This window comes from Mycobacterium montefiorense (assembly GCF_003112775.1).
GTDB lineage: Bacteria > Actinomycetota > Actinomycetes > Mycobacteriales > Mycobacteriaceae > Mycobacterium > Mycobacterium montefiorense.
On sequence record NZ_BFCH01000017.1, the window covers coordinates 406,448 to 427,081 of the forward strand.

The window sequence follows — 20,634 nt, forward strand, 5'->3', positions numbered from 1 at the left end:
CAGCAAGGGGATCGCGATAACCTGTAGCTAACGCCACCATGTCAATATCTGTGTGGGCGACTGCATATGCAATCACACTGTGCCCGCACCATACGGAGATGAATTCAGGAGAGTTCGATGACCTCAGCGACCATTCCCGGTCTGGACACCGCACCCACGAATCATCGGGGGCTACTGGCGTGGGTAGAGGAGGCTGCGGAGTTGATGCAGCCCGACCGGGTTGTGTTCGCCGACGGCTCCGACGAGGAGTTCAACCGGCTGGCCGCCCAACTGGTCGAGGCCGGCACCTTGAAGAAGCTGAACGAGGAGAAGCGCCCCAACTCCTACCTGGCGCTGTCGGACCCGTCCGACGTGGCGCGCGTGGAGTCCCGGACCTTCATCTGTTCCGAGCGTGAGATCGACGCCGGCCCGACCAACAACTGGACGGACCCGGCCGAGATGCGGTCCACGATGACCGAGCTGTACCGCGGCTGCATGCGCGGTCGCACCATGTGGGTGGTGCCGTTCTGCATGGGCCCGCTCGGCGCTGACGACCCCAAGCTGGGTGTGGAGATCACCGATTCGGAGTACGTCGTCATCTCGATGAAGGTGATGACCCGGATGGGCAAGGCGGCCCTCGAGAAGATGGGCGACGACGGATTCTTCGTCAAGGCGCTGCACTCGGTGGGTGCCCCGCTGGAGCCCGGCCAAAAGGACGTGCCGTGGCCGTGCAATGACACCAAATACATCACCCACTTCCCGGAGACCCGCGAAATCATGAGCTACGGCTCGGGCTACGGAGGTAACGCGCTGCTGGGCAAGAAGTGCTACTCGCTGCGGATCGCCTCGGCGATGGCACACGACGAGGGCTGGCTCGCCGAGCACATGCTGATCCTCAAGCTGATCTCCCCGGAGAACAAGGCGTACTACTTCGCCGCGGCCTTCCCGTCGGCGTGCGGCAAGACCAACCTCGCGATGCTGCAGCCGACCATTCCGGGCTGGCGCGCCGAGACCCTCGGTGACGACATCGCGTGGATGCGGTTCGGCAAGGACGGCCGGCTGTACGCGGTCAACCCCGAGTTCGGTTTCTTCGGCGTCGCGCCGGGCACTAACTGGAAGTCCAACCCGAACGCGATGCGCACCATGGAGGCCGGCAACACCGTCTTCACCAATGTCGCGCTGACCGACGATAACGACGTGTGGTGGGAAGGCCTGGAAGGCGAGCCCGACCACCTGATCGACTGGAAGGGCAACGACTGGGTCCTGCGCGAGACGGATACCAAAGCGGCCCACCCGAATTCGCGGTACTGCACCCCGATGTCGCAGTGCCCGATCCTGGCCCCGGAGTGGGACGACCCGCAGGGCGTGCCGATTTCCGGCATCCTGTTCGGCGCGCGCCGCAAGACCACGGTGCCGCTGGTGACGCAGGCCCACGACTGGCAGCACGGCGTCTTCATGGGCGCCACCATGGGCAGCGAGCAGACCGCCGCTGCCGAGGGCAAGGTCGGCACCGTGCGCCGCGACCCGATGGCCATGCTGCCGTTCCTGGGCTACCACGTCGGCGACTACTTCCAGCACTGGATCGACCTGGGCAAGAACTCCGACGAGTCGAAGCTGCCAAAAGTGTTCTTCGTCAACTGGTTCCGCCGCGGCGACAAGGGTGAGTTCCTGTGGCCGGGCTTCGGCGAGAACAGCCGGGTGCTGAAGTGGATCGTGGACCGCATCGAGCACCAGGCCGGCGGCCAGGACACCCCGATCGGCATCGTGCCGACGGCCGACGATCTGGACCTCGACGGGCTCGACGCCGAAGGCGGCGACGTGACCAAGGCGCTGGCGGTCAACGCGGCCGAGTGGCGTGAGGAACTGCCGCTGATCGAGGAATGGTTCGAGTTCGTCGGCGACAAGCTGCCCACCGGCGTCCGCGACGAGTTCGAGGCGCTCAAGCAGCGGCTGTCCGAGGCGGACTAACACCGCAAGCAACGTTGAATCGGGCTGGCGCGCAAGACGCGTCGGCCCGATTCATATACGGGGAGGCGTTGTCGGCAACGGCATACGGCCGATTCCGCTTTCGTGTTTGGAACCCCACGCTTCGGTGTATAGATAGCTAACACCCCGATTCTGGAAGGCCCGACGATGAAGTCAACGACAACCTCCGCGCTCACGATTGTGGTTGCAGCGGCGGGAATTCTATTCAGTGGATGTTCGGCGTCGCAGGTGATCAACACCGGCGGGGACACCAAGTGCAAGGACTTCACCACCCAGGACGAGAAGAAGCAGAACGACGAAATCAGCAAAATGCTCAAGGACAAGAGCGGCGCCGATCCGAACAATCTCGAGATCTCGGCGACCCGGTTGTCCGCGCAGACGTATTGCCAAACGTTGGGCAAGCCGGACAGCAAGATCTCTGAGGCGCCACACGGCTGACGGGTTCGCCGCAGCCTGCTAGTGAGAACCTAGTACTGCCGAGTTGCGCGCGTGCGGTACCGCTGAACATCATCGAATCGTGGACGGACTCGATGATTGTTGATCGGCGTCGTGCGCTCGGTGGGGCGGTCGCGGCTGCGGGGCTACTTGCTTCCGGCTGTCAGACCGCGCCCGCTGGGACGCGCGGCGCTGAACCCGCGGTGCCCTGGCCCGATGGCGACACCCTCGGCATCGGCTTGGAGGGCTACCCCTACCCGTACCCGGTGCAGTATCTGGACGTCACGCACGTTGCGCAGGCGGTGTGGATCGATCGTCAGGCTCCGGAGTCCGAGCAGCGGGCGCGGCTGGCGTACATGGATATTCAGCCGGAGAGCGGGCAGCCAAGGGGTGCCGTCCTACTGGTGCACGGAAAGAACTCCTTCGGCGCGTATTGGCGCGAGGTCATCCAGGCGCTGCGCCACGAGGGTTACCGGACAATCGTTCCCGACCTGGTCGGCTGGGGTAAGTCCACCAAGCCCTCGACATTGACCGCGGAATCACTGGTGACGCATCTACGCTCCCTACTCGATGCGCTCAAGGTGAATTCTGTTGCCGTCGTGGGGCATTCGACCGGCGGACTGGTGGGCATGCATATGACCCGGCTGCTGCCGGAGCGGGTGGGATCGCTGGTGCTGGAGAGCCCGATGGGACTCGAGGACTATCGGAACGGGCTGATCCGGCAGGTGGGACATCAGGACTGGGCGCGCGACGAACGGTCCTCGACCGCCGATCAGATCCGGCAGTACATCGCGCACTACTTCGTCAACAAGGATCCGCGATTCATCGATCCGTTCGTCGCGGTGCGCACGGCAATCGGACGCTCGCCCGAGTTCGAGCGCTGGGTGCAGAGTTTGGCGGCGGCAACCGACATGCTGCTCAACGAGCCCGCAGTGGACTTCGTCGCAACGCTACCCGTGCGCACGCTATTCGTCTGCGGCCTGTCCGACCGCACCTATGTCGGCGCAAAGTACACCGAGCCCAACCATCAAGCTGTCAAAGGGAATATCGCCGCGATGGCGCAGGGATTCGCCGCCAGGATGCCCGCCGCCCGTTTCGTCGGTCTGCCCGAGACCGGCCATGTGGCGCATCTGGAATCACCGGCGGCGTTCCTGGCGCCGGTGCTGGAATTTCTGCACTTGAACGCCGGCTAGTGCGGGCGGCGGCGTAGTCATGAGGCACCGTCCGCGGGCCACTTGACACCCGTCAAATTCGACGGCGGTACAGTCCAAGCATGCAGATCCGCTCCTATCTCGGCGCCGACAATCCGGCGATCATTTTGTACCCATCCGGAACGGTCGTCACCTTCGATGACCTGGAAGCACGGGCCAATCGGCTGGCACACCGGTTTCGTCAGGCGGGTCTGACCGAGGGTGACAGCATCGCGATCCTGATGGAGAACAACGAGCACATTCACGCGGTGATGTGGGCGGCTCGCCGCAGCGGTCTGTACTACGTACCGATCAACACCCACCTGACCGAGGCCGAGGCGGCCTACATCATCGATAACAGCAATGCCAAGGCGATCATCGGCTCGGCGGTGCTGCGCGACACCTGCGCCGGCCTGGCCGAGCATTTGCCGAACGGGATGCCGGAACTGCTGCTGATCGCTGATGGTGATTTGCCCGGCTGGGATCGCTACCCGGAATGCGTTGCCAATCAACCGGATACGCCAATCGACGACGAGATCGAGGGCGACCTGTTGCAGTACTCGTCGGGCACCACCGGCCGGCCAAAGGGGATCAAACGCGAATTGCCGCACGTCCCACCCGAAGACGCGCCGGGCATGATGTCGGCTCTAGTCGGATTCTGGATGGATGCCGAAACGGTGTATCTGAGTCCGGCGCCGCTCTACCACACCGCGCCGTCGGTATGGTCGATGACGGTGCAGGGTGCGGGAATCACCACGGTGGTGATGGAGCGCTTCGATCCCGAGGGGACGCTGGACGCGATCCAGCGGCACCGGATAACGCACGGCCAGTTCGTGCCGGCGATGTTCGTCCGGATGCTGAAATTGCCGCAGGACGTTCGTGATTCGTACGACCTGTCCAGCCTCAAGCGGGTCATGCACGCCGCCGCGCCGTGCCCGGTGCAGATCAAGAAGCAGATGATCGACTGGTGGGGCCCGATCGTCGACGAATACTACGCGTCCTCCGAAGCGCACGGATCGACGCTGATCTTCGCCGAAGACTGGCTGGCGCATCCGGGCTCGGTCGGCAAACCGATGGCGGGCGGTGTGCACATTCTTGACGAGAACGGCAACGAGCTGCCGTCCGGCGAGGCCGGTGAGATCTACTTCGAGGGCGGGCACTCGTTCGAATACCTTAACGACCCAACGAAAACCGCCGCATCCCGTCACAAGCGCGGTTGGGCCACTGTCGGAGACATCGGCTATTTAGACGACGAGGGTTACCTGTATCTGACCGACCGGCGCCACCACATGATCATCTCCGGCGGGGTGAATATCTACCCGCAAGAAGCGGAGAACCTTCTGGTCACCCATCCGAAGGTGTTGGACGCCGCGGTGTTTGGAGTTCCTGATGACGAGATGGGCCAGCGGGTCGTGGCGGCCGTACAGACTGTCGACGAAGCCGATGCCACCGACCAATTCGCCGAGGAGCTGCTGTTGTGGCTGCGAGACCGTCTCTCGCACTTCAAATGCCCGCGCTCGATCGCGTTCGAGGCACAGCTGCCGCGCACCGACACCGGCAAGCTCTACAAGAGCGGGCTGATCGAGAAATATTCGGTGTGACCGATGTTCCGGGTGGTCCAGCTAGCGGACTCAGCATCGATCGGGCCGGAGGACGGCTTGGCGTCGCCGCCCGGCGTGATCGTCGTCGCCGGCTCGGCCGCTGAGATTGCCCAAAGTCAATCCTGGCTGGAGGCAGCGACTTTCACGCTGACCGAGGATGACTGCGACGACCGCCGCGTCGTTACCGTCGACTCGATTCCTGAGACGCTTGCCGAGCTGTGCAAGCGCTGCGAACACTGGCCGCAGGCCAGCAGCGTCTGCGACGACGTGCTACGTACCGTGGCGCCCGAAGGCTCCACGTTGGCCGGTGTGCTGACGGAATCGCTGGCCTACTCCACGTTGCAGTCCGGTCCGGAGTTCGCGCGCTGGCTCGACGAACGCGGGCCGGCCCGGATGCCCGAGATCGCCGACCCGGTGCAGGCGGAGCGCCACGGCGACACCCTGCGAATCAGGTTCAACCGCCCGGTTCGTCACAACGCGTTCTCCACCGATGCGCGCGCCGCGCTGCTCGAGGCGCTGACCGTCGCGCAGCTGGTTCCGTCAGTCACCGGGATTGTGTTGAGCGGCAACGGCCCATCATTTTGCAGCGGCGGAGACCTGGCCGAATTCGGTACCTTCGCCGATCCCGCGAGCGCGCATCTCGCCCGCACCCGTCACAGCCCGGCCCTGGCGCTCAGTGCGCTCACCGCGCGGCTCGGCCGAGCCTGCCGCGCCGAGGTGCATGGGCGAGTGCTGGGCAGCGGATTAGAGATGGCCGCATTCTGTGGATGGGTTGAGGCGCACGAAGATTCGCTCTTCGGCCTGCCCGAACTGGGTCTGGGGTTGATCCCGGGCGCCGGTGGAACCGTCAGCGTGACGCGCCGCATCGGCCGCTGGCGTACAGCCTATCTGGTGCTGTCCGGCCGTACCGTCGGCGCCGACGCCGCGCTGCGCTGGGGACTAGTGGACGCGACTTACGTTGGCCCGCAAAGGGTTGCTCAGTAGCCCGAGAATGTGGTGCCCGTCGTTGACGGGATGCTCGATACGGCGACCACGGCGATCACGATGTACAGGATCGCGATGATCGCGTACGTCACGCCACCCGCGATGGCACCGATGATCGCCCACTTCTTGGCGTTGCTCGACGCCTCCTGCGCCTCGGCGGCCCGGCCCTGGGCCCACAATCCGGCGACCTTGTTGGAGTAGACAAGCGACACGATCCCAAACGGCAGGCAGCACAGGACCGTGCACAGAATCGCCCAGACGAGGTAGTTATCCGGCTCCTGCTGACCCGGCCAAGCCCCTGGCTGCTGGCCCGGCCAGCCGCCAGGCTGTTGCGGCTGCTGCCAGCCCTGCTGCGGTTGGCCCTGCCACTCCGGCTGCTGCGGTTGGCCCTGCCATTCGGGGGAACCTTCGTACGGCCCTGGGGGATAACTCATGGCAACCGACTTTCTTTCGGTCCAACAGGTTTACTCCCGCGCCGGTTTGCTGGTGCGCAAGTCAGGCAAATATAGCGCACAAGCGGTGGTCAGGCGCTAGATCCAGGTTTGCTCAGATGCCGCCGCGAGTCACCAGCTGCCCGGCAATCACATTGCGCTGAATCTCGTTCGTGCCTTCACCGACGATCATCAATGGCGCGTCGCGAAAGTAGCGTTCGACGTCGTACTCGGTGGAGTAGCCGTAACCGCCGTGGATGCGTACCGCGTCCAGCGCGATCTCCATCGCAACCTCGGAGGCGAACAGTTTGGCCATCCCGGCCTCCATGTCGCAACGTTCGCCGCTGTCGTAGCGCTCGGCGGCGTAACGGGTGAGCTGGCGGGCGGCGGTGAGTTTGGTAGCCATGTCGGCCAGGTAATTGCCGACCGACTGATGCTTCCAAATGGGCTGGCCGAAACTCTCCCGCTGCTGGGCATAGGCCAATGCGTCCTCGAGCGCCGCGGTCGCGACGCCCAGAGCCCGGGATGCAACTTGGATGCGGCCCGTCTCCAGCCCCTTCATCATTTGCGAAAAGCCCTCGCCCATAAGGTCTCCCAGGACGGCCGACGCGGGCACGGAGAAGTTGTCGAAGGACAGCTCGCAGGATTCGACACCCTTGTAGCCCAACTTGGGCAGGTCCCTCGAGATCGTCAGACCCGGCCCGTGTTCGACGAGCACAATCGAGATGCCCTTATGGCGCGGCGTGACGTTCGGATCGGTCTTGCACAGCAGCGCGATCAGTCCGGAATGGCGCGCGTTGCTGATCCAGGTTTTGGCGCCGTTGATCCGCAAGCCTCCGGAGCCGTCCGGCAGTGCGGTGGTCGACATGTTCTGCAGATCGGAGCCGCCGCCGGGCTCGGTCAGCGCCATCGTGGCCCGCACCTCGCCGGTGGCCATCCGCGGCAGGTAAGTCCGCTTCTGCTGCTCGGTGCCGAACAGCGTCAGCAGCTTGGCGACCACGGTGTGTCCGCCCATCGCACCGGCCAGGCTCATCCAGCCCCGGGCCAGCTCCTGGGTGACGCGTACATAGCCCGGCATCGACACCGGCGACCCGCCGTATTCCTCGGGAATGGCCAGGCCGTAGATACCGATGCGCTTCATCTGTTCGATCCACGCCTCGGGATAGGTGTTGGCGTGCTCGACCTCGCGGACGGTCGGTTTGACCTCGCGGTCGATGAACGCGCGCACCGTGGCGACCAGCATGTCTTCTTCGTCATTGCGTCCGCTGCTCACCCTTGCCATTGTAGCGTTGTGACTTATGCCGATATCCGCGAGGGTGGTCCCTACTTCGACGACCTCTCGATAGGTCAGGTCTTCGACTGGGCACCGGTTGCGACGCTCTCGGCGGGTTTGGCCGCCGCGCATCAGGCGATCGTGGGGGACCGGTTGCGACTGGCCATGGACCCGGACCTGTGTGCCGCCGTGGTCGGTACGCCCGGTCCGCTGGCGCATCCGGGGCTGGTGTGCGATGTCGCCATCGGGCAGAGCACGCTAGTCACCCAGCGCGTCAAAGCCAATCTGTTCTACCGGGGGCTGACGTTCCATCGATTCCCAGTGATCGGGGACTCTCTCTACACCCGCACCGAAGTCGTTGGGCTGCGTGCGAACTCGGTCAAGCCCGGCCGGCCTCCGACGGGACTCGCGGCATTGCGGATGACCACGATCGATCAGGCCGACCAATTGGTGCTCGACTTCTACCGCTGCGCCATGCTGCCCGCGAGCCCGCACTGGAACCCCGATACCGCGCCGGCCGACGATCTGTCCACCGTCGGCGCCGACGCGACACCGCCCGCGGTGGCACCGGCCGCGCAGTGGGACGGCGATGCCTTCCGAAAGCGGGTTCCCGGAGCGCATTTCGATGCGGCCATGGCTCCTGCGGTGCTGCACAGCACCGGCGACGTCGTCACCAGCGCACCGGAACTGGCCAGGCTCACGCTGAACATTGCAGCGGTACATCACGACTCGCGGGTAGGCGGGCGCCGCCTGGTATACGGCGGGCACACCATCGGGCTGGCGCTCGCGCAGGCCAGCAGGCTGTTGCCGAACTTGGGGACGGTGCTGGGCTGGGAGTCGTGCGACCACACCGGGCCGGTGTACGAGGGCGACACGTTGTACAGCGAGTTGCACGTCGAGTCGGCCGAGCCCACCGACAACGGGGGCGTCCTGGCCCTGCGATCGCTGGTCTACGCGGTCGGCGACGGGGTCGGCGAGCCCGACCGAGCGGTGCTGGACTGGCGACTGCGCGCGCTGCATTTCTGACCCGGAGGACAATGGTCCAGGTGCACAATGCGGTGTCCCGATGGGGGAGCAGCGGACTGGCCTGCCTGACCGGCCTGCCCGATGGCCCACCCGACTTCTCCCGCGCCGAGGCGCTGGCCCGCGCCACCCGCGTCGCCGCGGCCGTCGGTGATCGGCTGGATGTCACCGTCGATGCGACGACCTTGCTGACCGGGCGGGCCGGATTGCTCGGGTTGACCCGCGGCGGGCAGATCTCGGCCGGTGGCGGCACCCGCCTGCTCTCGGCCCGCGACGGCTGGTGTGCGATGACGCTGACACGCCCTGACGACGTCGCCGCCGTCGCCGCGCTGCTGGAAGTCGACGAATCACCCGTCGATCCGTGGCCGATGTTGCAGCGCTGGGCCCCAACACGTCTCGTATCCGCGATCACCGAGCGGACGAGTCTGCTGGACATCCCGGCGGCCGGCCTCGGCGAGGTTGCCGAAGCACCGCCGCGCATACAGCAGATCAGCACCCGGGCCGGGCCGTGCCGAATCGCCGACCTGCTGGTGGCCGACCTGTCGTCGATGTGGGCCGGACCGCTGTGCGGGCAGCTGCTGGCCCGCGCGGGAGCCACCGTCGTCAAGGTGGAAAGCCCGCGCCGCCCGGACGGTACCCGGGGCGGCAATCGGGAATTCTTCGACTGGATCAACGGTGAAAAGCTCTCCTACTGCCTCGATTTCACCGACCATGCCGACGACCTGCGCGAGTTGCTGGCGGTCGCCGACATCGTGATCGAAGGTTCGCGGCCCGCGGCGCTGGCCCGGCGCGGGCTGGGTCCCGAGCATATTGCACCGCGGCCGGGCCGGATCTGGTTGCGCATCAGCGGGTATGGCGAGGATTCCACCCGACCCGCGTTCGGGGACGATGCGGCGGTGGCCGGTGGCCTGGTCGGCGCCAGCGCCGAGGGGCCGGTGTTCTGCGGGGACGCGATCGCCGATCCGCTCACCGGCCTGGAAGCGACCTCGGCGGTTGTCGAATCGCTGTCCCGCGGCGGCGGCGAGTTGATCCACGTGTCGATGGCGGGGATAGCGGCCGGTTATGCGGCTCTGCCGGGCGCCACGTCGGCCTCCGAATGCCCGGCGCCATCACCGCAACCTGCGCTGCCGCACCGCCGGGCCGCCGAACTGGGTGCCGACAACGACACCGTAGGCCACCTTATCTCTGAAAGACGGCTACTGTCATGCTGATTCGGCGGGCGACGTTGCTGGACGGCACCGCGACCGACATCCGGGTCGGCGCGCAGATCGACGAGGTGGGCGACGGTCTGGCCGGCCAACCCGGGGAGACCGTGTTCGACGCGCGCGGCGGAACCGTGCTGCCCGGCCTGCACGACCATCATGTGCACGTGCGTTCGGCCGCCGCCGCGTTGGACTCGCTGATGCTCGGGCCTCCTTCCGCTGTCACTAAAGATCAACTGGCACAGGCATTGTCGAATGCGACGCCGAGCGCCGACGGCTGGATCCGGGCGATCGGCTACCACGAATCCGTCGCCGGTGCGTTGGACCGCGCGGCGCTCGACGCGATGGTGACCGACATTCCAGTCCGCATCCAGCACCGCAGCGGGGCCCTGTGGGTTCTCAATTCCGCGGCATTGCGCCTGCTCGGAATGGCCGACCACCCCGATGGGCGGTTGCGCGCCAGCGACCGTTGGTCGGAGGCGCTGCGGCGTCACCACGCCGATCTCACCGAACTCAGCCGGCGTCTCACCGCGTTCGGCGTCACTGGAGTCACCGACGCCACACCAGATCTCGACGCGGACGACATGGTGTCGCTGTTGGTGGCGCATCGCCACGGCGAGTTCCGGCCACAGCCGGCCTTCCTGGCCCCGGGCAAGAAAATCCTGCACGACGACCATCTCGACCTGGAGGCGCTCACCGGATGGATCGCCGATCACCACGCCGACGGGCAGCCGGTGGCGGTGCACTGCGTGACCGCTGCACAATTGGTGGTGACCATCGCGGCACTGCGCGCCGCCGGTAGTCATCCGCACGACCGTATCGAGCACGCCGCTGTCGTCGACGACGACAATCTGGCCGACCTCGCCGAGCTCGGGCTCACGGTGGTGACCCAGCCGAATTTCGTTGCCGAGCGCGGAGATCAGTACCTGGCCGATGTTCCCGCGGCCGAGCACTCCTGGTTGTGGCGGGTCGCGTCGCTGCGCAAAGCGAAGGTGCGCGTGGCGCTGTCGACCGATATGCCTTTCGGTCGCGGTGACCCGTGGGCGGCGATGCGTGCCGCGGTGCGGCGCACCACGCCCAGCGGGGCGATTTTAGGAGTCGGCGAATGTGTCTCGGCACCAGACGCTTTGACGATGTTTCTGGGCTGTGCCGATCAGCCGAGCCGGATCAGGACCATCGACGTGGGGCAGCCGGGCGACCTCTGCGTGCTGACTGAGGCGCCCGCGGCGGTGCTGGCCGAGCTGGACGCCGGACTGGTGGCCGCGACCGTGATCGGCGGCGCGATCGCTTACGCGGCGGACTAGCGCGCGGCTGCCAGAGCGGCCCCCAAAGTCTCGCACTGGCTGTCGAAAAAGCGCTGTGACACTTGTACTTTCGGCGCCACCAGGTCGAAGCCGTGGAAGGCGCCGGAGATGATCTCGACTTCGCACGGCACTCCGGCCGCGCGCAGGCGCTCGGCGTAGGCAAGGTCTTCGTCGTGGAACAAGTCGTGCGTCCCCACGCCAATCCACGCCAGCGCCAAGCCGCTGAGGTCATCTCGTCGGGCCGGGACGGCGACCTGCGGGTCGGCATCGCCCAGATACGCCGTCCAGCCGAACTGATTGCTGCGGGTGTTCCACAGGCGATAGTCCGGCTTCTCGGCGGTCAGGGAACTTCGATCGTCGAGCATCGGGTATGCCAACAGCTGGAATAGGGGCGCGACTTCGCCGCGGTCTCGGGCCAGGAACGCCAGCGCCGCCGCCAGACCGCCACCGGCACTGGCGCCGCCGATCGCCAGCCGCGTCGGATCGACCGCGGGGAGCCCGGCCAGCCAGGTCAGCGCCGCGTAACAGTCGTGCAGCGGAATCGGGTACGGATGTTCGGGTGCCAGGCGGTATTCCACCGACGCGACGGTGATGCCCAGCCTGGTGCTGAACCCGTGGCACACCCGATCGTCTTGCTGCGCGCTGCCCATCACGTATCCGCCGCCATGTATCCACAGCAGCGCCGGCGCGGGTTCGGTGACACGGGGTGGCCGGAACAGCCGGATGCCGGCGCCGGAACCCAGGGTGATCACTTCGGCGTGGCGCGACGCGCCGGGGTTGCGGCGATCTCGCAAGGTGGTCAGGACCCGGATGGTGGACAAGCTCCGGGGAGTGACCAGTTGTCGCGGGGCGAAGCGCGCGATCCGGCGCAAATCTGGGTGAGCGTCGCTGTTCGGCACCGGTTCAGTATCACCGAACGGAAAAACAGCCGGCCGGGGGCTTGACCACGTTGGTTCCGCGAGTTGTCGACACCGTCCCCGGCGGGTTTCGCATTCGCCGACATCCGTAGCCATCCAAGCTCGCCTCGGCTCCGAATGATCCGCGTGACGCAATTCGTCCTGTCGAATGCCCAGCGTTGATCGGCGTGGTTAACCGGCGCGGGATCGGGGTATCGATCGCAGTGATTCATATGCTGGCGCCCCGCAGGTGCGCCCGATCGTGCACGACGCGAGGGACGTGAAATGCTGGGGCAACTTTACGAGCGTGCACTCGGCGGCGAGCGATGTTGGATTCGTCATGAGGACGGCGAGGTTCGAATTCTGCCGGCACACCGCTGGCTCGGCGCCCGATGTCCCTCGAACGGCGGATTGGTCGATGCCCTTGACGAGGTCTTCGACGAGGCCGTCACGCAGATGTGCACCGGGCCGACGATCGAGCTCGGTTGCGGGCCGGGGCGATTGGTGGCTCGGCTGTTCGAGCGGGGGATACCCGCACTCGGCATCGACCGGTCCGCCACCGCGATTCGGCTGGCCGGTCGCGGTGGCGCACCGGCGCTGCTGGGCGACGTATTCGAACCGCTGCCTGGAATGGGCCGGTGGCAGACGGTCCTACTGGTCGACGGCAACGTCGGCCTCGGCGGGGACCCTCGGCGAATTCTGGGTCGCGCCGCCGAGCTGCTGCGCCACGGTGGGCGCTGTGTGGCCGAGTTCGAGGCCGATGCCATCGGTATCCGGGCGCGCTGGGTGCGGCTGGAGTCGGCCTGCGATGTCGGGCCCTGGTTCCGCTGGGCATCGGTCGGAGTGGACAGCGCCGCCGCCCTTGCGGCGCAAGTGGGCCTGACGTTGAGCGGTGTTCGGCTGATCGGCGGCCGGGTGATTGCGAGTCTGGCCGCACCGTGAGCGGCTTGCTCGCCCGGTTCCGCAGTCCACTGCGCGGCCCGTGGCTGACGTCGGTGTTCGGGCTGGTGCTGTTGGTGGCACTGCCGCTGATCACCATCACCGGGCTGCTGTCTTACATTGCCTATGCGCCGCAATTCGGCCAAGCCATCCCCGCCGACGTCGGCTGGTTGCGGCTGCCGTTGTTCGCCTGGCCTACCCGCCCGTCCTGGCTGTACCGGCTGACCCAGGGCATCCACGTAGGGCTCGGGCTGGTGATCATCCCGGTGGTGCTGGCCAAGCTGTGGTCGGTCATCCCGCGGCTGTTCGTCTGGCCGCCGGCGCGGTCGGCGGCTCAACTGCTGGAGCGGTTGTCGCTGGTGATGCTCGTCGGCGGGATCCTGTTCGAGATCGTCACCGGAGTGCTGAACATCCAGTACGACTACATTTTCGGGTTCAGCTTCTACACCGCGCACTACTTCGGAGCGTGGGTCTTCATCACCGGATTTCTGATGCACATCGCGATCAAGCTGCCACGCATGATCACCGGGTTGCGGTCGCTGTCGCTGCGCGAGGTGTTGCGCACCAGCCGCGCCGACACCCGACCCCAGCCAGCCGACCCCGACGCCCTGGTGGCCACCGATCCGGCCGAACCGACAATGAGCAGGCGCGGCGCCCTGGCATTGGTCGGCAGCGGCGCCTTGTTGATCGCGGCACTCACCGTCGGCCAGACCGTCGGCGGGTCTGCCCGGGGTGCCGCGCTGCTGCTGCCGCGGGGGCGGGGCCGGGGTGATTTCCCGGTCAACAAGACTGCCGCCGCCGCGGGAATCAGCCGTGAAAGTGTCAGCGAGAGTTGGTCATTGATGCTGCGCGGCGGGTCCACGCACATCACGCTGGACCGCGCCAGGCTGGCCGCTATGCCGCAAACCACCGCACGCCTGCCGATCGCGTGCGTCGAGGGATGGTCGACCGTACAGACCTGGAGCGGGGTGCGGCTCGCCGAGCTGGCCCGCCTCGCGGGCGTGCCCAGGCCGCGCTTGGCGCGAGTGGTGTCACTGCAGCGAGGCGGTGCATTCGGGGAGGCGACGTTGCAGGCCAACCAGATTGGCGATCCCGACGCGCTGCTGGCACTGCGGGTCAACGGCTCCGATCTGTCGTTGGACCACGGTTATCCGGCCCGGATCATCGTTCCCGCGCTGCCCGGTGTGCACAACACCAAATGGGTGTCGACCATAGAATTCGAAGTTGATTGAAATGCCTGGTTTCTCAACGCGTTTCACTGCGATCTACGGGTCCCGTCCGCTGCACCTGCTGACGATGGTGTCCGGGTTCGCCCTACTGGGCTACATTCTGGCCACCTTCAAACCGGCGACACTGTGGAACCCCGGCAGCTGGTGGCAGTCGATCGCCGTCTGGTTCGCCGCGGCCGTGGTTGCCCATGATCTGCTGCTCTTCCCGCTCTACGCGCTGGCCGACCGGGCGCTGCCCGCGAGCCGGCGAACGGCTCGCGGCCATCCAAAAGTGCTTGCCCGCAACTATATTCGGATTCCGGCTCTGGGGGCTGGATTGACATTGCTGATCTTCTTGCCCGGCATCATCGAGCAGGGTGGGCCGACCTATCAGGCGGCGACCGGACAAACCCAGCAGCCCTTCCTGGGCCGGTGGCTGCTGCTCACCGCGACGCTGTTCGGGATGAGCGCTATCTGCTACACAATTCGGCTCGCCGTGGCGCGCCGCCGCACCTAGCGCAGCGAAGGCAAACACCCTGTCAAGAACTGCAATTTCGGCAATTCAGCAAACGTTGGTCCGGACCATTCTGCGACATCTTTAGGACTTCTACGCAATCGTCAGTTTCCCTCGACGACGTGCGGGTACAGTCCCCTACATGACGGCGAGGGTCCCGAGCATGACACCGTGTTTGAAATGGTTGCTGCGGGCTCGTCCCGGTGACTATGCGCTGGCATTAAGCGTTGCCGGTGCTTCGCTGCCGGTGGTGGGAAAGCACCTAGAGCCGCTGGGCGGAGTGACCGCGATGGGGGTCTGGGGCGCGCGACTTGCGCCAGAGGCTATTGCCACGCTGCGCAAGGACTGGCGGAAGCCGGGCGTCAGCGAGGAGCGCCGCCGGGACCGGGAAAGCATGCACGACGTCTCCGTTGCCGCCCTGCGCGGAGTCGTCGCGGCCGCGGACCTCGACCTGGAATGGCCGGTGGCCGACAAAACGCCGCCGATCTTGGATGCGCTGCGACAGCGCCGCTACCTGTACCGCCGGGCGGTCCACTACGGGGACCAGCCAGGCCAGGTGCTCGATGTGTGGCGACGCAAGGATTTGCCGGCCCAACCCGCGCCGGTGCTGATCTTCGTCCCCGGCGGCGCCTGGGTGCACGGCCGCAGCATGGGGCAGGGGACTGCGCTGATGTCGCGACTGGCCGAGCAGGGCTGGGTGTGCCTGGCGATCGACTATCGCGCGGCGCCATATCACCGCTGGCCGCGTCACATCACCGACGTCAAGACGGCAATCGCGTGGGCGCGTGCCAACGTCGACAAATTCGGCGGCGATCGCGAATTCGTCGCGGTGGCAGGCTGTTCGGCCGGCGGGCACCTGTCCGCGCTGGCCGGCCTCACCCCCGACGACCCGCAGTTCGAGCGGCGGCTGCCCGAGGGCGCCGACAGCTCGGTGGACGCGGTGGTCGGCATCTACGGTCGCTACGACTGGGAGGACCGGTCCACCCGCGAGCGCGATCAGTTCGTCGACTTCCTGGAGCGAGTGGTGGTCAAAAAGTCCATCGGTCGCCACCCCGAGGTGTTCCGCGACGCGTCGCCGATTGCGCGGGTGCACCGGAATGCTCCGCCGTTCTTGGTGATTCACGGCAGCAAAGACAGCGTGATCCCCGTCGAGCAGGCTCGCAGCTTTGTCGAGCGGCTGCGGGCGGTCTCGCATTCGATGGTTGGCTACCTGGAGTTGCCCGGGGCCGGACACGGCTTCGACCTGATCGACGGTGAGCGTGCCGGCGTGGCGGCGCACGCGACTTCGTTGTTCCTCAACCAGGTCTATCGCACCAAGGCGCAGATGAGGGCAAAAGAGGTCATCTAGCTTCGCTGCTGAGTAAGGTCCTCCCTTGAGGGGAAGGGGCAGCGATGAAACGGCTGAGCGGCTGGGACTCGGTACTGCTGTACAGCGAGACCCCCAACGTGCACATGCACACGATCAAGGTGGCCGTCGTCGAGATCGACCCGGATCGCCATGACTTCGACATCGACTCGTTTCGCCAGGTCATCGGGGCCAGGCTGAACAAGCTCGAGCCGTTCACGTATCAGCTCGTCGACATCCCGTGGAAGTTCCACCATCCGATGTGGCGGGAGCACTGTGAGGTCGACCTCAGCTACCACATTCGCCCGATGCGGCTGCCCGAGCCGGGCGGGCGGCGCGAATTGGACGACGCGATCGGGCGCATTGCCAGCACGCCGCTGGACCGCGCTCATCCGCTGTGGGAGATGTACTTCATCGAAGGTCTGGCCAACAACCGGGTGGCGGTGGTCGGCAAGATCCACCACGCGCTGGCCGACGGTGTCGCGTCGGCCAACCTGATGGCCCGGGGCATGGACCTGTTGCCGACGCCGGAGAGTGGCCCCCAGGTCACCGACCCCGCGCCCACCAAACCGCAATTGGTGCGCTCGGCCTTTTTCGATCATCTCCGCCAAGCCCGCAAACTGCCCGGGACCTTCCGCTACACGGCGCAAGGGATCGGCCGGGTCCGGCGCAGCTCACGCAAGCTGTCGCCGGAGCTGACGATGCCGTTCACCCCGCCGCCCACCTTCCTCAATCACCGGATCACCCCGGAACGCCGTTTCGCCACGGCCACCCTGGCGCTCGCCGACATCAAGGAGACCGGAAAGCGTTGCGGCGCAACCATCAACGACGTGGTGCTGGCGATGTCCACCGGAGCGTTGCGCACCTTGCTGCTGCGCTATGACGGCACGGCCGAACCGCTGCTGGCCTCCGTTCCGGCGAGTTTCGACTTCTCACCCGAACGCATATCGGGCAACTACTTCACCGGGATGATGGTGGCGTTGCCGGCCGACCTCGATGATCCGCTGGCCCGGCTGCAGGCCTGCCACGACAACGCCAACTCTGCCAAGGAGGCCTTCCATCTGGTTGGCCCCGAATTGATCAGCCGGTGGTCGAACTACATGCCGCCGCTGGCCACCGAGTCGTTTTTCCGCTGGGCGTCGGGCCGCGACGGCCAGAACAAGGTGCTCAACATTCCGATCTCGAATGTTCCGGGGCCCCGCGAGCGCGGCCGGGTCGGCGGTGCGCAGGTCACCGAGGTGTATTCGGTGGGGCCGTTGACCGCCGGCAGCGGCCTCAACATCACCGTGTGGAGTTATGTCGACCAGCTCAACATTTCCGTGCTGTCCGACGGCGCCACCGTCAAGGACCCGCACGAGGTCACCGAGGCGATGGTCGCTGACTTCATTGAATTACGCAGGGCTGCAGGGCTTTCCGAAGAGCTGACGCCCGTCGAGGTCGCGATGGTGCCGGCTTGACCGGCCCGGCCACCGCATCCGGGTAACCCGATTCTTTGCTGGTGCTAATGCCATTTCTGCCGGCGGCTACCATCGGTCTTCAAACAGCCACTGGTTACTACTGCTAGTCGAAGGAGCTCGTAGCACCGTGAGCACTGGGAACGAAGAAGTCAACGAGCCCGAGGTTCTGGTCGAACAACGCGGCCGGATCCTGATCATCACGATTAACCGGCCCAAGGCCAAGAACGCGGTCAACTCCGCGGTGGCCAATGGCCTGGCCGCGGCCGTGGATCGGCTCGACGACGAGCCCGGCCTCTCGGTGGGCATCCTTACCGGGGCGGGCGGCTCGTTCTGCGCGGGCATGGACCTCAAGGCGTTCGCCCGGGGCGAACTGCCCATCGTCGAGGGCCGCGGCATGGGATTCACCGAGCGTCCGCCGGTTAAGCCACTGATCGCGGCTGTCGAGGGCTATGCGCTGGCCGGTGGTACCGAGTTGGCACTGGCCACCGACCTGATCGTGGCGTCCAAGGATTCGGCCTTTGGCATCCCGGAGGTCAAGCGCGGGCTGGTCGCCGGCGGCGGCGGGCTGCTGCGGCTGCCGCAGCGCATCCCGTCCGCTATCGCGATGGAGCTGGCGTTGACCGGTGAGAACCTCAGCGCCGAGCGCGCGCACGCCCTCGGGATGGTGAACGTATTAGCCGAGCCCGGTTCGGCGCTGGACGCCGCGATCGCGCTGGCGGAAAAGATCGCCGCGAACGGGCCGCTGGCGGTGGCCGCCACCAAGCGGACCATCGTCGAGTCCCGCGGCTGGAGTCCCGACACCATGTTCGCCGAGCAGAACTCGCACCTGGCTCCGGTGTTCTCCTCGAATGACGCCAAGGAGGGCGCGATCGCATTCGCCGAGAAGCGCGCGCCGCAATGGACCGGCACCTGAGACTCGACAGGCGCGTTACTCGCCGCTGGCCCAGGTCGACGGCGCTGGGCGGCAAGATAGCCGCGTGATCTAAACTACAGTCGAGCATGACACTTCTGCCCAGCTTTGTAACGTGTTGATACCGGAGAACCTTCCAGCGTGAGCATTTCTTTGCTTCTCGAGATGGCTGCGTCGAGCAACCCCGATCGCACCGCCGTCGTCTCTGGTGACCTGCGGCTGACCACGCAGGAGCTCAGCGATCTGGCCGACGGCGGCGCGGGGGTCATCGCGGAATCGGGCGCCCAGCACGTCGCCTATGTGGGCGTCGGCGGCGCGATGCTGCCGGTGCTGATCTTCGCCGCGGCGCGCGCCGGGCTGCCGTTCACTCCGCTCAACTACCGGCTGTCCGCCGACGGCATCCAGGCGCTGATCGAGCGCCTGCCGCAACCCCTGGTCATCGTCGACAGCCGCTATCAGGACATGCTCGGCGACTCGCCCAAGCGCGTGGTGGGATCCGACGACTTCCTGACGGCCGCGCGCAGCGCCGAACCCGCTGCGGAGTTTCCCGATCCGGAGTCCGTGGCGATCGTGCTGTTCACCTCGGGCACCACGTCGCAACCCAAGGCCGTCGAACTCTCACACAACAACTTGACCAGTTATGTCACCGGAACCGTCGAATTCGATTCGGCCGGAGCACAAGACGCGGCGTTGATCTGCGTGCCGCCGTATCACATCGCCGGGGTCGGCGCCGCGCTGTCGAATCTGTATGCCGGGCGCAAGATGGTCTACCTGCCCAACTTCGATGCAGGCGAATGGGTACGGCTGATCGGCGCCGAGCAGGTGAGCACCGCGACGCTGGTACCGACCATGCTGGACCGCGTCGTCACCGTGCTCGAGACGGGCGGCCATCAGCTTTCGTCGCTGCGCAACCTGGCCTACGGCGGGTCGAAGGTCGGCCTGCCCCTGGTCCGCCGGGCGCTCGAGCTGTTGCCGGGTGTCGGCTTCGTCAACGCCTACGGGCTGACCGAGACGAGTTCGACGATCGCGGTGCTGACGCCCGACGACCATCGTGCCGCGCAATCGGCGTCGGAATCCGCCGCCGTCAAGCGGCTGGGTTCGGTCGGGCGTCCGGTACCCGGCATCGAGATCGAGATCCGCGACGACCAGGGCAAGGTACTGGGCGCCGGTGAGACCGGTGAGCTCTTCGTGCGCGGGGAGCAGGTCTCCGGCCGCTATACCGGGATCGGTTCGGTGCTCGACGAAAACGGTTGGTTCCCAACCAAAGACATCGCAATGCTGGATGATGAGGGCTACCTGTTCATCGGCGGGCGCAGCGACGACACCATCATCCGCGGCGGCGAGAACATCGCGCCCGCAGAGCTGGAGGAGGTGCTGGTCGAGCATCCGCACGTGCGCGATGTCGCCGTGGTCGGGGTCGAAGACCCGCAGTGGGGACAGGCGATCGTCGCCGTGGTGGTGCCGCGGCCCGGCGTCGACCCCGATCCCGAGGAATTACGCGAGCATGTCCGCAAGAGTTTGCGCGGTTCGCGTACCCCCGACCGCGTAGTGTTTCGCGACGAGCTGCCGACCACACCCACGGGCAAGGTGCTCCGCCGGGAGATCATCGAAGGATTGCAGGCCGCACCGGCCGAGTAGCAAGCAGAGGACGAAAAATCATGATTAAGAACGGAACCCGCCTCGCAAGCCAGGTGTGTGACACCCAGGTGATCGTCGTCAGGAGCGCCGACAGCCTCGACGACCTGCGCTGCGGTGGGGTGCCGATGGTGCCGATCGGCGGCGAGCGCTCGGGCGAGCTCGACCCGGCTTTCGCCGACGGCACGGTGATGGGCAAGCGGTATGTCGACGACGCCGGCGCCGAGGTGCTGGTGACCAAGCCGGGGGCGGGAAGCCTGAGCATCGGGCATACCGCGCTCGCGCTCAAAGAGGTCAAGCCGCTACCGGCGAGCGACTGAGA

General features: G+C 66.4%; 19 protein-coding genes. 16 read left to right on the plus strand and 3 right to left on the minus strand.

What is annotated here, in order from left to right:
* Positions 1-117 precede the first annotated feature (117 nt).
* The 5 genes from DB708_RS11875 to DB708_RS11895 all read left to right on the plus strand — a co-directional run bounded on the left by DB708_RS11875 (position 118) and on the right by DB708_RS11895 (position 6,175).
* Positions 118-1,947, plus strand: a complete 1,830-nt coding sequence (locus DB708_RS11875) for a phosphoenolpyruvate carboxykinase (GTP) (RefSeq protein ID WP_108922102.1) — start codon at positions 118-120, stop codon at positions 1,945-1,947.
* 165 nt (positions 1,948-2,112) lie between these two features.
* Positions 2,113-2,403, plus strand: a complete 291-nt coding sequence (locus DB708_RS11880; protein ID WP_108922103.1) for a hypothetical protein — start codon at positions 2,113-2,115, stop codon at positions 2,401-2,403.
* Between the two features lie 92 nt (positions 2,404-2,495).
* On the plus strand, positions 2,496-3,593 hold the full coding sequence (locus DB708_RS11885; RefSeq protein ID WP_108922104.1) for an alpha/beta fold hydrolase: 1,098 nt from the start codon (positions 2,496-2,498) through the stop codon (positions 3,591-3,593).
* Between the two features lie 80 nt (positions 3,594-3,673).
* Complete coding sequence (fadD4, locus tag DB708_RS11890; RefSeq protein ID WP_108922105.1) at positions 3,674-5,191, plus strand: fatty-acid--CoA ligase FadD4; 1,518 nt, start codon at positions 3,674-3,676, stop codon at positions 5,189-5,191.
* Between the two features lie 3 nt (positions 5,192-5,194).
* The gene (locus DB708_RS11895) at positions 5,195-6,175 is read left to right on the plus strand and encodes an enoyl-CoA hydratase/isomerase family protein (RefSeq protein ID WP_108922106.1); all 981 of its coding nucleotides are present in this window, start codon (positions 5,195-5,197) and stop codon (positions 6,173-6,175) included.
* On the opposite strand, the gene DB708_RS11900 is transcribed toward DB708_RS11895, so the two are convergent.
* Together DB708_RS11900 and DB708_RS11905 are read right to left on the minus strand one after the other, a co-directional pair.
* The gene (locus DB708_RS11900; protein ID WP_108922107.1) at positions 6,169-6,609 is read right to left on the minus strand and encodes a CD225/dispanin family protein; all 441 of its coding nucleotides are present in this window, start codon (positions 6,607-6,609) and stop codon (positions 6,169-6,171) included. The two genes, DB708_RS11895 and DB708_RS11900, sit on opposite strands and share 7 nt — an antisense overlap.
* 112 nt (positions 6,610-6,721) lie before the next feature.
* Entirely contained in the window at positions 6,722-7,888 is a 1,167-nt protein-coding gene (locus tag DB708_RS11905; RefSeq protein WP_165839808.1) for an acyl-CoA dehydrogenase family protein, read from the minus strand.
* Between the two features lie 9 nt (positions 7,889-7,897).
* On the opposite strand from DB708_RS11905, the gene DB708_RS11910 reads away from it, so the two are divergent.
* From DB708_RS11910 to DB708_RS11920, 3 genes are read left to right on the plus strand one after another with little or no spacing between them, the layout of a single operon-like run.
* Positions 7,898-8,905 carry a MaoC family dehydratase gene (locus DB708_RS11910; protein WP_108922109.1) on the plus strand — a complete coding sequence of 336 codons (1,008 nt, stop codon included), beginning with the start codon at positions 7,898-7,900 and terminating at the stop codon, positions 8,903-8,905.
* Between the two features lie 11 nt (positions 8,906-8,916).
* Positions 8,917-10,113: a CoA transferase gene (locus tag DB708_RS11915; RefSeq protein ID WP_108922110.1), complete on the plus strand. Its 1,197-nt coding sequence runs from the start codon at positions 8,917-8,919 to the stop codon at positions 10,111-10,113.
* A complete protein-coding gene (locus DB708_RS11920) occupies positions 10,107-11,408 on the plus strand; it encodes an amidohydrolase family protein (protein ID WP_108922111.1) in 1,302 nt (433 codons plus the stop codon). Before DB708_RS11915 ends, DB708_RS11920 begins: the two co-directional genes overlap by 7 nt.
* On the opposite strand, the gene DB708_RS11925 is transcribed toward DB708_RS11920, so the two are convergent.
* Positions 11,405-12,307: an alpha/beta hydrolase gene (locus DB708_RS11925; protein WP_201263498.1), complete on the minus strand. Its 903-nt coding sequence runs from the start codon at positions 12,305-12,307 to the stop codon at positions 11,405-11,407. The genes DB708_RS11920 and DB708_RS11925 overlap by 4 nt on opposite strands.
* A 282-nt stretch (positions 12,308-12,589) precedes the next feature.
* Here DB708_RS11925 and DB708_RS11930 point away from each other — a divergent pair, with 282 nt between their 5' ends.
* The 8 genes from DB708_RS11930 (at position 12,590) to DB708_RS11965 (ending at position 20,632) form a co-directional block, all read left to right on the plus strand.
* The gene (locus DB708_RS11930) at positions 12,590-13,246 is read left to right on the plus strand and encodes a class I SAM-dependent methyltransferase (RefSeq protein WP_108922113.1); all 657 of its coding nucleotides are present in this window, start codon (positions 12,590-12,592) and stop codon (positions 13,244-13,246) included.
* Positions 13,243-14,475, plus strand: coding sequence for a molybdopterin-dependent oxidoreductase (locus tag DB708_RS11935; protein WP_108922114.1), 1,233 nt, complete (start codon positions 13,243-13,245; stop codon positions 14,473-14,475). The genes DB708_RS11930 and DB708_RS11935 overlap by 4 nt, the downstream gene beginning before the upstream one ends.
* Before the next feature lies 1 nt (position 14,476).
* Entirely contained in the window at positions 14,477-14,968 is a 492-nt protein-coding gene (locus DB708_RS11940) for a hypothetical protein (RefSeq protein WP_108922115.1), read from the plus strand.
* A 139-nt stretch (positions 14,969-15,107) separates the two neighbouring features.
* Positions 15,108-16,313, plus strand: coding sequence for an alpha/beta hydrolase (locus DB708_RS11945; protein ID WP_108922116.1), 1,206 nt, complete (start codon positions 15,108-15,110; stop codon positions 16,311-16,313).
* Between the two features lie 44 nt (positions 16,314-16,357).
* Complete coding sequence (locus DB708_RS11950; RefSeq protein ID WP_108922117.1) at positions 16,358-17,767, plus strand: WS/DGAT/MGAT family O-acyltransferase; 1,410 nt, start codon at positions 16,358-16,360, stop codon at positions 17,765-17,767.
* A 127-nt stretch (positions 17,768-17,894) separates the two neighbouring features.
* On the plus strand, positions 17,895-18,680 hold the full coding sequence (locus DB708_RS11955; RefSeq protein WP_108922118.1) for a crotonase/enoyl-CoA hydratase family protein: 786 nt from the start codon (positions 17,895-17,897) through the stop codon (positions 18,678-18,680).
* Between the two features lie 138 nt (positions 18,681-18,818).
* Positions 18,819-20,315 (plus strand): class I adenylate-forming enzyme family protein, encoded by a 1,497-nt coding sequence (locus tag DB708_RS11960; RefSeq protein ID WP_108922119.1) that lies wholly within the window; start codon positions 18,819-18,821, stop codon positions 20,313-20,315.
* A gap of 20 nt (positions 20,316-20,335) precedes the next feature.
* The gene (locus tag DB708_RS11965) at positions 20,336-20,632 is read left to right on the plus strand and encodes a hypothetical protein (RefSeq protein WP_108922120.1); all 297 of its coding nucleotides are present in this window, start codon (positions 20,336-20,338) and stop codon (positions 20,630-20,632) included.
* Positions 20,633-20,634 lie beyond the last annotated feature (2 nt).

Bases quoted from the DNA above. Each gene is read 5' to 3' on its own strand.
- DB708_RS11915 (WP_108922110.1), top strand. From the start codon at position 8,917: ATGGTCCAGGTGCACAATGCGGTGTCCCGATGGGGGAGCAGCGGACTG.
- DB708_RS11900 (WP_108922107.1), bottom strand. From the start codon at position 6,609: ATGAGTTATCCCCCAGGGCCGTACGAAGGTTCCCCCGAATGGCAGGGC.
- DB708_RS11875 (WP_108922102.1), top strand. From the start codon at position 118: ATGACCTCAGCGACCATTCCCGGTCTGGACACCGCACCCACGAATCAT.
- DB708_RS11895 (WP_108922106.1), top strand. From the start codon at position 5,195: ATGTTCCGGGTGGTCCAGCTAGCGGACTCAGCATCGATCGGGCCGGAG.
- DB708_RS11930 (WP_108922113.1), top strand. From the start codon at position 12,590: ATGCTGGGGCAACTTTACGAGCGTGCACTCGGCGGCGAGCGATGTTGG.
- DB708_RS11965 (WP_108922120.1), top strand. From the start codon at position 20,336: ATGATTAAGAACGGAACCCGCCTCGCAAGCCAGGTGTGTGACACCCAG.
- DB708_RS11940 (WP_108922115.1), top strand. From the start codon at position 14,477: ATGCCTGGTTTCTCAACGCGTTTCACTGCGATCTACGGGTCCCGTCCG.
- DB708_RS11920 (WP_108922111.1), top strand. From the start codon at position 10,107: ATGCTGATTCGGCGGGCGACGTTGCTGGACGGCACCGCGACCGACATC.
- DB708_RS11950 (WP_108922117.1), top strand. From the start codon at position 16,358: ATGAAACGGCTGAGCGGCTGGGACTCGGTACTGCTGTACAGCGAGACC.
- DB708_RS11880 (WP_108922103.1), top strand. From the start codon at position 2,113: ATGAAGTCAACGACAACCTCCGCGCTCACGATTGTGGTTGCAGCGGCG.
- DB708_RS11885 (WP_108922104.1), top strand. From the start codon at position 2,496: ATGATTGTTGATCGGCGTCGTGCGCTCGGTGGGGCGGTCGCGGCTGCG.
- DB708_RS11905 (WP_165839808.1), bottom strand. From the start codon at position 7,888: ATGGCAAGGGTGAGCAGCGGACGCAATGACGAAGAAGACATGCTGGTC.
- fadD4 (WP_108922105.1), top strand. From the start codon at position 3,674: ATGCAGATCCGCTCCTATCTCGGCGCCGACAATCCGGCGATCATTTTG.
- DB708_RS11945 (WP_108922116.1), top strand. From the start codon at position 15,108: ATGACGGCGAGGGTCCCGAGCATGACACCGTGTTTGAAATGGTTGCTG.